Raw genomic sequence first — 14685 nt, 5'->3', positions numbered from 1 at the left:
GTTGTCCAGTAACACACCGAATTTAGGATTATTGAAGAAAGACCCGATGGTGGATGGCAATGAGACCTTTAACATCGAGACGATGCTGAATGAGAATTGGGATAAGGTTGATGAGGCTGTGGGGAGAACAGGAGGATACGGAGTAACGACTCAGCCTAAAGCGAACGAATATGAAGTTAATCTAAAGCCTGCCCCGGCGAGCCTTACAGCTGGGATTCGGGTTACCGTAAAAATCAACGTTGCAAGCACTGGAGCCCCAATGCTCAACGTTAATGGTTTGGGATCCAAGCCAGTGCTTAAAACAAGCGGCAGTTCTGCCAGTTTTAAGCAGGATGGCGTCTACACATTGGTATATGATGGTCAGGCTTTTATTTTACAGGGTGAAGGGGGTGAGGTAGGAACAGCGACAGCAGCCGATGTGTTAGCACCTAAAACGATTGGAACCGACAACGGAATAGTAACCGGAACCATACCGACACAAGGGAATCAGTTTAAGTCTGGATTATGGTCGAACCCAGATGGGGATGCGTATGTTGATACGTACGTCAATATCGATAGCGGATTTTACCCACCAGGCTCGCAGGTTACAATCCAAGCACATGATCCTGATCTTTTATCAGGCAATATTCGATCTGGTGTAAATATTTTTGGGGTACCAGGCAAGTCCACTGTTGTTGATACGGCCGACGCTGTGCTCGATCCGAATATGCTTGTCGCGGGATACTCAGGGTACGACGATGGAGTTAAAAAAGCTGGTCAGATGCCGAACCGAAGCGCCGAGAATAACCACATGCCTGGTCTTGAATCGACGGTTTGGCCGGGGGATCGATTTTTTATCAAACCACCACACGGTTATTATAACGGAGCTACATGGGTGACGGCAGCGGTACCGGGGCTGACGGCAAATAACCTGCGCGCCGGAATAGAAGTGAGAGGTTTGGTGGGGACATTATCACCAGGTGGGCGAAGTTTGGTACACAATAACCCAATGCCGAAGAATATATCAGCCCCTAACACTTGGGTATATCATGACTTGTTTATAATCCCACCGAGTGAGAGCTATATAGATGTGTACACAGCTGAGAATAATAATATTGTTAAAATGCAGGCTCTGACGATGACGAATGAATTCATCACTACAAAGACGGCTGCACTAGTTCTTATTGACGATGCTGGAGTCGTGTACACACTAAAAACAAGGACAGCTACAGGGGCAGAGGTGATGGCCCAACTTACAGGTTTTGCTCTTGATCGAAGACAACGCACTGGAATCATGTATGAAGCCGGGATGAGTTTGCCTAGCAAGATACCGATGCCCTCGATCCCAGCCAACTTTAAACTTACGGGAACGTTGCGTTTCTGCAGCGCATCTATGTATCAGGGCAGCGATAGTAAACCGGTGGCTGAAGGATGGGCCAGAGATTTAGTGGTTCTAACAACTTAAAATTACGGAGGTTATGAATATGTACATCATATACCAAAAAACATCTGAGAAGACGGGGCAGGTTCAGGAAGTCATAATTAATCCCGCGTTCCCCAGATAAAACCGGGAAGGCATAGAAATTGATGCACCAATGATTTATTCCAAGATCATCCCAGATTTGACACCGGGTGGACTTAGAGAAAAATGAACTGTATTACGCTCCGGAAACAATTGCAATCAAGGTGTCCGACTTACAACAAGTAAATTTTGAGCTGAACACAACCATCAGAACACTGTTAATGGAAAGTGCTAACGACAAGGCAACAATTGCATCCCAGGAGGATACGGTAGAACGTTACTCTTCGAAGTGGCCGCATTGAAAGGAGGTACAGAGTAGATGTGGTATTCGATCGTCAAGCGTTATTATGATAACCAACATCCGTTCTACAACACTGACAGCCTAAAGACTTTTGTTGTGGCAAAGATGATCACTCCAGAAGAAAACGAGCAAATCACAAATGTTGATTATGCAGCATAATGCGCCGTGAGGCGTATTTTTATGCCCTCGGTTATCCGGGGCTTCTTGAAATAGTAGACATCCGGTTAAAGAGAGGAACAATAAATATGATTGTTCATGAAATGCAAACTTCTCTGAAAAGCGCCTTGCAAACGAAATTTAAAGACATCTCCTCCATCTCCAAAGAGGAGGCCGAACCACTACCACCAGCCCCATACTTCCTAACTGAACTAACCCTAACCGAGTTCGAGCCGATATCGACCAATCGATATGCGGCTCGTTTTCATTTCCGTATCTCTTACGTACCAGTGGAAGGGAAGTCAGTGGCAACGATCATGGACGAGATGCTGGAGACCCTAACATCCCTTGAAGTCGAAGGCCGACCATGTCGTGCCTCATCAGTGGCGTGGGAGCGGCCAACTGGGAAGGATGGGGCAGCGGGGGAAGGATATTTTCGCGCAGAGTATGTCATTCAGATGACAACGGATCAGGAAGAGACCGACATGAAGATGCAAACATTGAAACAGGGAGGCGGATTGAAATGAGTAAAAAAGAAACAGCACCGGCGTTCAACAAGCAACAGTTGGCACAATCCAATCAATTCAGTAATCGCAAGAAGGATGTGCTGAGCGCCATTCTCGAAGAGGGCAAGACGTACACCATTCAGCAAGCGAAAGACCAGTTAACCACATTTTTGAAAAAGGAGGTCATCTAAATGGCCGGAGGAACATGGACAACACCCAACAAAGTAAGACCAGGCGTGTATACCCAAATCTCATCGCAGGAGCAGCCGATCGGGCGCGTAGGTGAAAGGGGGATTGCTGCACTGGGCTTGTCCCTTCCATGGGGAGAGCCTCATAAAATCCTGACGATTCAGCCAGGTACCAATCTGGTGGAGGTGCTGGGATATGATATCACATCACCACAGTTGCTCTCGGTAAAAGAAGTGCTCAAGCGCGCAGGCACGCTTTTGCTTTACCGCTTGAACAGCGGGGCCCAGGCTGCAGCTTCTGTTGCCGGTCTCAAAGCAACCGCACTTTATGGTGGAGAACGCGGTAATGATCTCCAGATCGTTGTTGAGAACGCGGTGGATGATCCCGGAAAGTTTGTGGTCAGCACGCTGCTGAGCGGCAAAGCTGTGGACAAGCAGCTTGTAGCTAGTGGAGCCGAACTGGAACCTAACTTGTACGTGACCTTCGCACCGGATACAGGCGATTTGGCGGCCACGGCAGGATTCGCTCTGACAGGTGGCGCGAACGGCACCGTGACGAACCAAGAGCATGTGGACTTCCTTGCCGCGCTTGAGGTCCAAGACTTCCAGACTGTAGGTCTGTTGTCTGCGGACCCAACCCTCAAGTCCCTGTATACCGCATTCGTCAAGCGGCTTCGCGAGCAGGAAGGCAAAAAGGTTCAAGCTGTATTGTCTGACTATCCGGCTGCGGATTATGAAGGCGTCATCTCCGTGAAAAATGGCGTTGTTCTCACTGACGGCTCCGTCGTGGACAAGGTCAAGGCAGTTGCCTGGGTCACTGGCGCCACGGCTGCGGCAGCTGTTAACGAATCCCTAACGTACGCAGCTTACGATGAAGCGGTGGATACCGATGTTCGTTTAAGCCATACAGAGATTGAAGAAGCGCTGACGAAGGGCGAGTTCCTGTTCAGCTACAGCGGCGGCAAAGCCGTGGTAGAGCAGGATATTAACAGCTTTACATCGATTGAGCCGGCCAAAGCGCGCCATTTTTCCAAAAACCGTGTGGTCCGTGTGCTGGATGGCATTGCGAATGATTTGAAGCTGATTTTTGAGAAGTCCTACATCGGGAAGGTAGACAACAATGTGGATGGCCGGACGCTGTTTTGGGCGGAATGCGCGGCGTATTTTGCATCTTTGCAGAATATCGGGGCTATTCAAAATTTCGATGCGAACGAAGATATTGTGGTGACGCCGGGTACAGAAGGCGATGTGCTGTTTGTGGATATCAAGGTACAGCCAGTGGATGCAATTGAAAAAGTATACATGAAAGTGAAGGTGGTCTAAGATGGCATTTTTGCGGGCGAACGACACGATTTCCGGGCAAGAGGGCAAGGCATTCGTCAAAATTGGCGAGCGTATGGAGGAAATGTTCTACATTAAAACACTGGAAGCTACGGTAGAGAAGGAAAAAGCCGAGCTGAAAACGATGGGCCAACGCGCCGTACAGCACAAAGCCATTGGCTGGAAGGGCAGCGGCACGATGACCATTTATTATGTGACCTCACTGTTCCGCGAGTTGATGATGGAATACATTCAAACAGGCAAAGATGCGTACTTCATGATTGAAGTACGTAATGAGGATCCGGGTTCGTCGACGGGACGTCAGACGGTGATTTTGGAAGGAGTCAACCTGGACAGCGTGATTATGGCATCTCTCGACACCGAAGCGGAGGCGCTGGAGGAAGAAGTAGCTTTCACGTTTGAGAATGTGCGGATTGAGACGCCGTTTAACCCATTGGCCTAATATTCAACATTGAATGAGGAGGAAGGAATATGAGCGATTTTAGTATGTTTTTTGCTGGGCAGTCGTCTGCGGAGATTACGGAGGAATTCGTGGTCTCTGTTCGTTTTAAGGATCCTGAAGGGAGTCCTGTGCCTTGGAAGCTGCGCAGCATCACGGAGGAAGAGAACCAGGAGTGCCGAAAAGCGGCTACGCGTAAGGTCAAGGGGAAGAATGGCGTCTTCACGCCGGAAATCGACCCGAATGATTATATGGCGAAGCTGATGGTATCGAGCGTCATTTATCCGGATTTGAAAAACAGCGAGCTGCAAAAATCCTACGGCGTTCTCGGTGCAGAATCCTTGCTCCGCAAAATGCTGCTGCCCGGCGAGTTCGCTGCGCTTGGAGAGCGGGTGCAAGCGCTGAACGGTTTTGACCGGGATATGAACGAACTGGTAGATGACGTAAAAAACTAATCAAAGAGGGCGACGGTGATGCGAACTATGCGTACTACGCCCTCCATGAATTGCACATCCTTCCTCACCAGCTTATGGCGATGTCGGTCCGGGAACGGGCCGCCATCTATGCCATGATTTCGATGCGGGTGGAGAAGGAGAAGCGTGAGCGAGTCCGGAAGCGGAGATAGGTTGTAGAAGAAGGGGGTGAAGGAATGGCGAACACTCAAATACTTGTTCCACCAAAGATCCTGAAGGCATTAAGCAACTGGGATAAACTCGTTTTTGAGCAGTCGTTTATATTCGGTTTGAGTTTTGATCATGCGACCAAAAAAATAAAAGAAGCTGAGGCTAAAATAAATGATGCGGCAGCAGCTCAACAAAATCTGAATGCTGAAGTGAAAAAGGGAGAGAAGGCATCAAGTAAATTTGGCAGTGCGCTTGGTTCAATTAAAGCTGCGTATAAGGAAATGAAATTCATTGCCAATGTCTCCATTATACCGGCAGCAAAACAACAGAACTTGGAAAATGTAATCCAGAGCAAAATAGGAGATCCACAGGTTGGCTCGGCTATGTTTGAAAAATTTAAGCAGGATGCATTGAAATCTGGAGCAGATGTCAACAAAACTCTCGGAAACTCAATATCTTTTATGAACATGACCAAAAACTCGGATGAAATTTCTACGTTAAATGGTTTTGCTGAGCGTTTAAGCAAGCTTTCATCTACAGGGAAGAGTTCGGGAGATGCCGCTGCTGCCATTATGAGTGCGATGCAAGGCGACACCAGTTCACTTGCGAAAGAGTTTAAGATACCTGAAACCAACATCAAACAATTTTCCAAGGAAGTGGTTTCATCCAAGGGCAATTTCGGAGCATTTTTAGCGTCAATGGATCAACTCCTGCAGAAATCGGGGATGACGGAAGAAGCTCTTCAAAAAATGATGGACTCTCCTGTGAGCAAGTGGCAAAAGATGTTGGGATATGTGAACAATGCCTTTATTCAAATAGGGAGCGGGGCGCTTGAATCTATAATACCTATTCTTGATATTATTAACTCTGCGTTTGAATCAGGGGCATTTGAACCGTTTTTTAGCATGTTGAATTCAGGACTATCTTTATTAGCACAAGGATTCTTATGGATTGCTGAAATGATCCCTCCAGCCTGGGAATTCATTAAAGCAACGATCGCGGGAGTCGGTAACACCATTTGGAATCTGATCACTATATTTATGGGGTTGCTTCCTGTTATTGCTTTAGTGGGTGTTTTTTTCGCGATGTTAAATGCAAGTTTGATCATGGGGAGAATATCGGCTTACGCGTTTGCGACAGCTCAATCCGTGATGGCCACGATTACGAACATCGCTGCAGGAGCGATGAGAATATTTAATATGGTTATCAAAGCTAATCCTCTTATGCTATTAATTTCATTAATTATCGCTGCAATGGCCGCATTCGGGGCTTGGAAAGTGGTGACGCTTGGCCTTAAGCAAATATTCAGCAACGTATTCGGCTTCATTGTCGACCTGGCGCAAAACACGGTGAACACTGTCATTTCCGTCATTAACGGCATCATTAAAGGTGTTAACGCGGTAGCGGGCTTTTTTGGAAAGGTCCTTGGTGTGGATACCAAGCAGATTGCAGAGATTGAGTATAAGGCAGACTTTACGAATTTCAAAGACACCGGACAGAAAGGCATAGAAGATTTCTCCATGGATACATTTAAGGATAAATTCATGCCGGATAAGAACCTGGGCAAGAACAGCGAGGATCTTTTAAAACAGTACAACACGGGGAAAACCGGGTACGATGTTGCTCTTCCAAAAACAACCCCGACCCCGTCCATGCCTGCTATGCCCGCCATGCCAACGGCCCCAATCCCGGTAGCCCCTGCTGGAGGCAGCATCGATTCCATCGGGAAAGTGGACAACTCGGTGGACGTTGCGAGCGAGGATCTAAAAGTGATGCGCGACTTGGCGGAAGTGAATGCAATCAGCAATATGATTACTCTGACACCGACCGTGCAGATGACAACAGGAGATATTAACTCCGGGGCCGATCTGGATACGATCATGTCGAGAATTAACCGAACGCTGGAGGAGCAGTTTGTGTCCAGTGCCGAGGGGGTGTATCTGTAGCATGAGCGATTATGGATTTTTTCTGAGCTTCAATAACCAGGAGGAGGTTTTTCGATTTCCGGTGAACCCCGAGCGGATTGACGTGAAGGATAGCGGCGAAGGCAAATCGTATACGGTAGCGGGGCTTGGTGAAGTGAATGCAATTCTGTATCCGAAGCTGACGGAGATTTCGTTTGAAAGCTTTTTTCCGGGTAGGATGTACCCCTTTGTCCATCTAGGATCTGACCAGGTGCCGAAGCTGCCGATTGACTACGTAAATACCATTAAAGGCTGGATGGAGTCCCGCCGACCTGTTCGCTTTGTCATGACGGGGCTTGTTCCCGATCCGCTGAGCGGTACGGATGGCAAGAACGTGGTGCGGGCGATGAAGTCTTTTGGCATCAACATGGCGGCCTCCATCGAGAGCTTCAACTGGAATACGATGTCCGGATCGCCGGAGGATATCGAGTTCTCGATTACGCTCAAACGCTACGTGTTTTATGGGGCTCGGAAGGTGGTACCGGTAAAAGACAAAAAAGCGGCAGCAGTGAAGAAGAAAGACCGACCGGATGACCGCAAAAAACCAACCTCCTATACGGTTGCCAAAGGCGATTCCCTATGGAGCATTGCCCAAAAGCTGCTCGGCAGCGGTTCCCGTCATGCGGACATCCAAAAACTGAACGGAATCAAGGACCATGAGGTCCGGAAGCTGGCCGTCGGCCGGGTTCTCAAGATTCCCTAAAGAGGTGGCGCCGTGATTGAACTGATGATTGACCGCAAGAACGGAAGCGTGTGGGATCTGGGGCAGATCGTAACCGACATCACGTGGAAAACAAGCCGTCAGGCGAAGCCGGCCAGTCTGGATATCAACTATGTGAATAATGGTCTTGCGCAGAGCAAGGCATTCGAAGTGGAGAACGGCGACATTGTGCGATTCCGCAAGGATAACAAGGATCTGTTTTATGGCTATGTTTTTTCCAAGGAGTGGGGCATGGACGCCCAGGTCAAAGTGATGGCTTACGACCAGCTGCGTTACCTGTCCAGCAACGACACCTACCGGTTTACGAATGCCAAGGTGGAGGATATCATTCGCAAGATTGCCAAGGATTTTAATCTGAAAACAGGGACGCTGGCCGATACCGGCCATACCATCCCTGCCATGCTGGAAGCGGACAAGAAACTGATCGATATCATCTGCAAGGCCTTGGATTCTACGCTGATCGCGACCAAGCAGTACTATATGTTTTACGACCAGTACGGTGAGCTGACGTTGACCAACATCAACGACATGCTGCTCATGCTTGCGGTAGGAGAAGACAGCCTCATGACGGATTTTTCATATAAAAAAAGCATCGACAATGAGACGTACAACCGCGTCAAAGTCGTGCGGGACAACAAGCAGACGGGGAAGCGAGATGTTTACCTTTACCAGCACGGACAAAACATTGCCCAATGGGGCCTGCTCCAGTTATACGAGGTTGCTGACGAGAACATGAACCCAGCTCAGTTGAAGCAGTTAGCGCAAAATTTACTGGAGCTGAAGAACAGGGAGCAGCAGACGTTGTCGATTGAGGCTATCGGGGATTTACGGGTCCGTGCCGGAAACACGATTTATGTGAATCTGCCGGAAGAAGGCTTGAAGCCGTATCTCATCGATGAGTGTACGCATAAATTCTCGGACGGTACGCACACGATGTCGCTAAATATGAAGGTGGTGTAAGCAGGGATGCTGGATATTATCAAAAAAGCCAGTCTTAGCGCCGTGGGGAGCACAAACCCGATGGCGGTGCTGTACGGCACAGTCACATCAATCCATCCTCTGGAGGTGAACGTGGATCAGCGTTTTAGCCTGACGGAGGATTTTTTAGTTGTCGGAGAATCAATGACCGAGTACAAGCTGAACATTGGTGGCGCGGAATATGTGATTCGAAAAGGGCTGGAGATCGGTGATACGGTGCTGCTCATTCGTTACCAAGGCGGCCAAACGTATCTCGTGCTGGATCGGTTGGTGAAGCCGTCATGATTCCGCAGGGAGGAATGCTGGAGCCAGATAGCGAGATTGTGGAAACGCTGGAGCAGCCTAGTCTGACGTATGACTTGAACCTAGAGGAAGGAACGATATCAGGTCACATTGACGGTCTTGAGGCCGTTAAACAGGCTGTCGTCAAAATCCTTCAGACTCGCCGATTTGAGCATCTGATCTACAGCAGCAACTATGGGCAGGAGCTAGACTCCGTCATTGGCCGCGACCCGCTGTGGGCCTATGCTGAAATTGAGCGGCATATCAAGGAAGCACTGCTGCAGGATGACCGCTTATTGTCGGTCGATGATATAAATATTACTTTTACGGGCGAGCAGGCGGTTGCGGAATTTACGGTCCAAAGCGTGTATGGGGCTTTCAATATGATCAAGGAGGTGAGAGAGGATGGTTGACGAACAGACGTACGAAGCAATCTTGCAGCGGATGCTGGATCGAATCCCGGATGGTATGGATAAAAGGGAAGGCAGCATCATCTACGATGCATTGGCCCCCTCTGCGGCTGAGCTTGCCCAGATGTACGTGGAATTAGGGTACTCCATGAACCTGAAATTTGCCGCGACGGCATCGGACGAATTTTTGGATCGGAGCATTGCCTGGTCAGGGCTGACCCGGAAGCAGTCTACAAAAGCACAGCTCTTGGGGCACTTCTCAGGCAATAACGGTGCCGCGGTGGATGTGCCTCTAGGGAGCCGTTTTTCATTGAATCCGCTGAATTACAAGGTCATCACCCGATTGGATGCAGGGCAATTTGTTCTGGAGTGCGAGACAAGCGGGAAGGAAGGCAACCGCCGATTCGGTTCGCTGCTTCCGCTGGAATACCTAGAAGGTTTGGTGAAGGCGGAGCTGGTGGAGCTCTGGGTACCTGGCGTAGATACCGAGTCGGACGAAGCGTTGTATGACCGATACCGCGAAAAAATCTCCCGACCCGTGACCAGTGCAAACCGGAATCAGTATGAACTGTGGGCGAGGGAGAAAGCCGGGGTCGGTAAGGCCAAGGCTTTTCCTTTATGGGACGGTCCGGGCACCGTCAAGGTGGTGCTGCTGGATAACGAGATGCGTTCGCCGACGCCTTCCGTTGTGGAATCGGTGCAGCAGTACATCGATCCGACCATGGATGGCATGGGGGAGGGGGTAGCGCCTGTAGGTTCGGTTGTCACCGTTGTTGGTGCGGTTGAAGTGCCAGTAAATATTGAAGTACAGGTTACGCTGCTCGATGGAGCCGGAATGGACGGTGTGCAGGAAGCCATTGAGCAGGGTGTTCGCCAGTATCTGAAAGATCTGGCTATGTCCGACCCGTTGGTCCGGTATAACCGGATCGCCAACGTGATTTTGGATATTCCGGCGGTCATCGACTACGAGGTATTGACCGTGAACGGAGGAACGGACAGCATTCCGATCGAACCGGAAGCCGTGGCTGTCCTGGGGACGGTGACGGTCCGATGAGTAAAGCCGAAGCCTGGCTGGGTTACCTGCCGTCCTATTATCACGATGTTCGAGAAATAAAAGCCATTGCCAGGGCAGAAGGGGCTGAATTGGACAAGTTAGCGCAGGAACTGGAGGATCAGGTGGACCAGTATTATCCCGAAACCGCTACGTGGGCGCTATCCCGGTTCGAGCAGGACTTGAACATTCCGGTGAACCTCTCCAAGCCGATCGAGCAGCGGCGCTCGGTGATTATCTCGAAGATGCGTGGGAGCGGGAAGGTGTCTGCCAGCATGCTCAAAAATGTGGCGCAAGCCTATGAGCGGGGCAGCATCGAGGTATCCGTCCAGCCGGCGGAATATAAAGTGACGATTCATTTTCGAGATACGCTGGGCATTCCGCCCAATTTAAGTGACTTGAAATCGGCCATTGAGGAGATCAAACCCGCCCATATGGCGGTCGATTACGCCCTGCGTTATCTCACCATTGCCGAGGTAGAGGGCATGACCTTTGAGGAAATATCAGCAACAACACAAGACAGATTGTTGGGAGGAGGAGCCTAAATGACGAATCCGGTTACACCGAATATCGGGTTGAACAAAATCGATCGAACCTCGCCGTCCACGACGTATTTCGATCTGGAGAAGTATATTGATCAGAACGCGGATGCCATAGATCAGTTCGCGGGTGAAACCAGCGAGTTCATCGGCGCTTTAGAAAAGCGTCTGGACACGGAGGAGCGCAGGGAAGTCGTGCTGCAGCCGGGGCTTCAGATCGTGAACGCGGAGCGGAGCGCACCTTTTAAGTTGAGCGGGATTAAGGGGCGGACGTTGGTGAATTTGTTGGGGCGGGATGGAGATTGTGAGGACGTAAGCAAATGGCCCACAAACGCCGCAACGGTTGTATTGGATACTACCAATAAAATGTTTGGAAGTTCATCTATTAAAGTTACTAATACGACATCTGGAACTTACGGAAGCGCTTATAGAATGACTCCGGAAATTGCGAACGATAAGTATTACTTAATCGCCGGATTTGTTAAATTGGGAGTAGGTTCAGGCGCAGGGCTAACGTTCCTTAATAAAAACGGTGCGAATGTATTCGGTAATAAAATATCAAATGCGAGTAATTTTGAATTGTCGTATATGAGCCTTTCCCCTAGCGACATAGGAACAGGGACGACGGCAGCCAGGTTAAAATTCGACACAGGTTCAAACGTAGCTACCGATTATGCATACTATGACGGAATCAGAATATATGAAATTACGCAAGCCGAATACGCTACCCTTGTTACTATGATCCCTGAACAAGTCGCCGCTAAGTACCCATACGTCGATAGCGTTCAGCCTGTACGAAATCCGTATGCGATTCGGTATGGAGAGAATCTGCTGCCGCCGTTTTATGAGTGGGGCCACATTAATAACAAGGGAAAAATACTTTTGCCCTATTCATATCTTCAACCTGAATATGATCAAGGCACTTGGACCAACATAACTATTTCGTGTAAGCCGTTCACTGACTATACCCTTTCGTTTGAAAGTGTGGGTGGGGCTAGGATTAGAATCACTGATAATAAAACGCCTTTTTCTATCCTCTTGGATTTAACAGATACAGGAGGTGCATTTAACAGCGGTGATAATACAACTCTAAGTGTTTATATCGACGCTGGTATTGTGGGGCAGGTAAATAACCCTATGCTCACAATTGGCTACACGCCTAAACTGTTCAAACCACGCGAATACGCCATGCTCGCACTGCAAACGGACTTATACGCCGATCCGCTAACAGGTGCGAATGCTGACCATGTGTTCGAGAAGGACGGGCAGTATTTCAAGCTGGCAAAGTGGAAGAAAACTATCATGAATGGCTCTGAGGATGTTTCATACGGTAGTAGCGCTTCGGGATATAAGACGATTCGGTTACCTAAAGTTGATCGCGATTTTTCAGCAGGGTTTTATATCACTAAGTATGACGGCAAGCAACTTACTTATTCATACAATGCTGTTACCGGAGCGGATCAATTTAGGCAAGGGCCAGGAGAAAGTTTCCTGTTTCTAACCGTATCCAACACAGACAGCGGATGGGGCGACAACTACACGCCGACAGCCGACGAGATTAAGGCGTATTTTATGGGCTGGGTAATGTATCCGGGGATGGCAGTAGGGGATAATCCAACCAATAAGGGGCCATATAATGGAACAGGAGAAAAGTGGTGGGTTAGGAGAGGCCCGTCTGGTCCAAATGTATGGGCAGATGCGACTAATTTTAGCCCAACTACATTAGCAGCCGATTACAAACCGTATCAACTCGTATACCAACTCGCAACTCCAACAGTCGAGCCTATCGTTTCTGAAGGTATGCTGACGTTTAATGAAGGCGGTAACCAGATCGTAGTTGGATCGGGGATCGTGATTCGGGAGAATAACGCCGCTTCCGTTGCGAGTAATGGAGTTGCCACATTTAACGGTGCAACCTATCCATTGAAAAATCGCGCGGCTGCATTTATCGGATTATACAAAGACAGTATCAGAATTACACCTGATAGTTCTGGCTTTCGGACTCCGGCATCAGCTTTGGAGATATCTAATGGGCCTGCATGGGCCAGTCTGAACAAAGAGCGATACGACGCATCCGCTGCATATTCTGTCACATACTTGATGTTGGATAAATCGCCCAGCACTTCATTTACTGGATCTTACGCAGCTAACGAAAAGTTGATACTCCAAGAGCTGACCGACGCCGTGCAGCAAAATGCGACCGCTGTATCGGTGCTGATGAATAAGAAGGCGGATAGGGATACACCGGGTTGGATAACACCGACATTGATAAATGGATGGATTCCTTATGCAGATAGCACGCACTATTATGGATATACTACAGCTCAATACATGAAAGACTCCCAAGGTTTTGTATACCTTAGAGGATTAATAAAAAAAGGTTCCCCAAGCACAATATTTTACCTTCCAATAGGATATCGGCCAAAGCAAAGTATTACTTTTGTAACAATTTGCTACGACGGGTCTACTGAACAAGTAACCAGAATTAGAATTTCATCGGATGGTTCTGTCTCTTATGTAGTAGGCCCTACAATATCCGCTGAAGCATCTTGGTTGTCCTTAAATTTACCACCCTTCACAATAGACTAAAAGGAGGTATCCCATGAAAGCCATGCCTAAAGTAACTAATGAAGGCCTCTATTTAGAGGACACACTCGTGGACGATACCTTTACCGGTGTCGTCCCTTTTAATTCCCACTTGGGGCAAGGAACAGCAGATTTACTACTTCAAACAGTTGATGATGGTGCACAACCAGAAGGTGAGTCACCCAACGAATCAGAATCCAACATCTCCGGCTACATCATCGGCATCCCGGTGACTCCCGGCTTATTCCACCCACGATTTGATCTCGCAGCATGGAATGCATACGAATCTGCCGTAAGCGCTGCTCAGAATTCTTATCACGAAGCTCTATCGGAATGGCATGCACTCCCAAAAGAGCAACGGGGTGACATGCCGATCCTCGTCTCTCCGCCACAACCAGAACTTTGGATCGAAGGCCTAACCCAGAAAGAAATCGAGGAGCTAACCAGACCTCAACCAATAGTGCCTAATGAAGTGGATCGCTTAGGTAACGAGATGGTAACACGGGAATTGGAGGCCTTGGAGCTGCGCCAACAGAATGAGGCACAGGGCGCTCAAATTGTAGGGCTTGAATTGCGGTTGTTGTCATTAGAAAATAGCTGAGCGAAAGGAGCGGTAGACGATGTTCGAGAACGATTTTGAACGATTGAAGTACTACTATGAAAAGAAGTGGGCGCAGAAGCCTCAATTGAGACAGTATGTCGCGTTTGGCGTGATTACCTCGAAAGAATATGAAGTCATCACTGGCGAGGCATACTAAACGCTGCTGTTGTATGCCTCCTAGTGTAAAAGAGAAGGCGGAATCATGCTGGAGAAGCGGAGCGTTCGCCTTTGTCCCCGGATTTTAACCTTATCTATAAAGTTACAAGAAAATCTGGGGGCAACAGCGATCGGAAGAATGATCCGCATGCGGAGTGATGTTTAGTTATGAGATAGCATGCACAGAACGACCAAGTCAATCAACAACAAAAGCCCTCGGCTCCTCCGAGGGCTTTTTCACACCTTCAAAACCATATAAAAGGAGGAACAATTATGTATGAGCACATCGGTCAACTGTTTAAGATGCTGGTGGCGGGGACGGGGGCCGTGACAGGGTACGTC

General features: G+C 48.7%; 18 protein-coding genes. 17 read left to right on the top strand and 1 reads right to left on the bottom strand.

Features of this window, described 5'->3' with window-relative positions; translation table 11 throughout:
- Window position 1: 1 nt before the first annotated feature.
- The 7 genes from DP091_RS20535 (at window position 2) to DP091_RS20510 (ending at window position 4887) form a co-directional block, all read left to right on the top strand.
- A complete protein-coding gene (locus DP091_RS20535; RefSeq protein ID WP_113060033.1) occupies window positions 2-1444 on the top strand; it encodes a hypothetical protein in 1443 nt (480 codons plus the stop codon).
- 376 nt (window positions 1445-1820) lie between these two features.
- Complete coding sequence (locus DP091_RS20530) at window positions 1821-1961, top strand: XkdX family protein (protein WP_113060032.1); 141 nt, start codon at window positions 1821-1823, stop codon at window positions 1959-1961.
- Window positions 1962-2047: 86 nt separating this feature from the next.
- Entirely contained in the window at window positions 2048-2485 is a 438-nt protein-coding gene (locus tag DP091_RS20525; protein ID WP_113060031.1) for a phage tail terminator family protein, read from the top strand.
- Complete coding sequence (locus tag DP091_RS31445) at window positions 2482-2655, top strand: hypothetical protein (protein ID WP_181469889.1); 174 nt, start codon at window positions 2482-2484, stop codon at window positions 2653-2655. Before DP091_RS20525 ends, DP091_RS31445 begins: the two co-directional genes overlap by 4 nt.
- Complete coding sequence (locus DP091_RS20520; protein ID WP_113060030.1) at window positions 2656-3975, top strand: phage tail sheath family protein; 1320 nt, start codon at window positions 2656-2658, stop codon at window positions 3973-3975.
- A gap of 1 nt (window position 3976) precedes the next feature.
- Window positions 3977-4435 carry a phage tail tube protein gene (locus DP091_RS20515; RefSeq protein ID WP_006212529.1) on the top strand — a complete coding sequence of 153 codons (459 nt, stop codon included), beginning with the start codon at window positions 3977-3979 and terminating at the stop codon, window positions 4433-4435.
- A 29-nt stretch (window positions 4436-4464) separates the two neighbouring features.
- On the top strand, window positions 4465-4887 hold the full coding sequence (locus tag DP091_RS20510) for a phage tail assembly chaperone (RefSeq protein WP_113060029.1): 423 nt from the start codon (window positions 4465-4467) through the stop codon (window positions 4885-4887).
- Here the strand turns inward: DP091_RS20510 and DP091_RS31440 are convergent.
- The gene (locus DP091_RS31440) at window positions 4884-5096 is read right to left on the bottom strand and encodes a hypothetical protein (protein ID WP_181469888.1); all 213 of its coding nucleotides are present in this window, start codon (window positions 5094-5096) and stop codon (window positions 4884-4886) included. The two genes, DP091_RS20510 and DP091_RS31440, sit on opposite strands and share 4 nt — an antisense overlap.
- Between DP091_RS31440 and DP091_RS20505 the strand changes: the two genes are divergently transcribed.
- Genes DP091_RS20505 through DP091_RS20460 form a run of 10 tightly spaced genes read left to right on the top strand, consistent with a single transcriptional unit; the run spans window position 5082 to window position 14344 of the window.
- On the top strand, window positions 5082-7001 hold the full coding sequence (locus DP091_RS20505; RefSeq protein WP_113060028.1) for a phage tail tape measure protein: 1920 nt from the start codon (window positions 5082-5084) through the stop codon (window positions 6999-7001). The genes DP091_RS31440 and DP091_RS20505 overlap by 15 nt on opposite strands.
- Before the next feature lies 1 nt (window position 7002).
- Window positions 7003-7722: a LysM peptidoglycan-binding domain-containing protein gene (locus DP091_RS20500; protein ID WP_113060027.1), complete on the top strand. Its 720-nt coding sequence runs from the start codon at window positions 7003-7005 to the stop codon at window positions 7720-7722.
- Window positions 7723-7734: 12 nt separating this feature from the next.
- Window positions 7735-8700 carry an XkdQ/YqbQ family protein gene (locus DP091_RS20495; protein WP_113060026.1) on the top strand — a complete coding sequence of 322 codons (966 nt, stop codon included), beginning with the start codon at window positions 7735-7737 and terminating at the stop codon, window positions 8698-8700.
- Window positions 8701-8706: 6 nt separating this feature from the next.
- Window positions 8707-9003 carry a DUF2577 domain-containing protein gene (locus DP091_RS20490; RefSeq protein ID WP_113060025.1) on the top strand — a complete coding sequence of 99 codons (297 nt, stop codon included), beginning with the start codon at window positions 8707-8709 and terminating at the stop codon, window positions 9001-9003.
- Window positions 9000-9413 carry a DUF2634 domain-containing protein gene (locus tag DP091_RS20485; RefSeq protein ID WP_113060024.1) on the top strand — a complete coding sequence of 138 codons (414 nt, stop codon included), beginning with the start codon at window positions 9000-9002 and terminating at the stop codon, window positions 9411-9413. The genes DP091_RS20490 and DP091_RS20485 overlap by 4 nt, the downstream gene beginning before the upstream one ends.
- The gene (locus DP091_RS20480; protein WP_113060023.1) at window positions 9406-10464 is read left to right on the top strand and encodes a baseplate J/gp47 family protein; all 1059 of its coding nucleotides are present in this window, start codon (window positions 9406-9408) and stop codon (window positions 10462-10464) included. The genes DP091_RS20485 and DP091_RS20480 overlap by 8 nt, the downstream gene beginning before the upstream one ends.
- Window positions 10461-11006, top strand: coding sequence for a YmfQ family protein (locus tag DP091_RS20475; RefSeq protein WP_113060022.1), 546 nt, complete (start codon window positions 10461-10463; stop codon window positions 11004-11006). Before DP091_RS20480 ends, DP091_RS20475 begins: the two co-directional genes overlap by 4 nt.
- Complete coding sequence (locus DP091_RS20470; protein WP_113060021.1) at window positions 11007-13589, top strand: hypothetical protein; 2583 nt, start codon at window positions 11007-11009, stop codon at window positions 13587-13589.
- A gap of 13 nt (window positions 13590-13602) precedes the next feature.
- Complete coding sequence (locus DP091_RS20465) at window positions 13603-14187, top strand: hypothetical protein (protein WP_113060020.1); 585 nt, start codon at window positions 13603-13605, stop codon at window positions 14185-14187.
- Window positions 14188-14206: 19 nt separating this feature from the next.
- Window positions 14207-14344, top strand: a complete 138-nt coding sequence (locus tag DP091_RS20460; protein ID WP_113060019.1) for an XkdX family protein — start codon at window positions 14207-14209, stop codon at window positions 14342-14344.
- Window positions 14345-14685 lie beyond the last annotated feature (341 nt).

The organism is Paenibacillus sp. MDMC362, assembly GCF_003269305.1.
Taxonomy (GTDB): Bacteria; Bacillota; Bacilli; order Paenibacillales; family Paenibacillaceae; genus Paenibacillus_AQ.
Note: the sequence above shows the minus strand (reverse complement) of the source record. Positions and strands in the feature narration are given on the sequence as shown.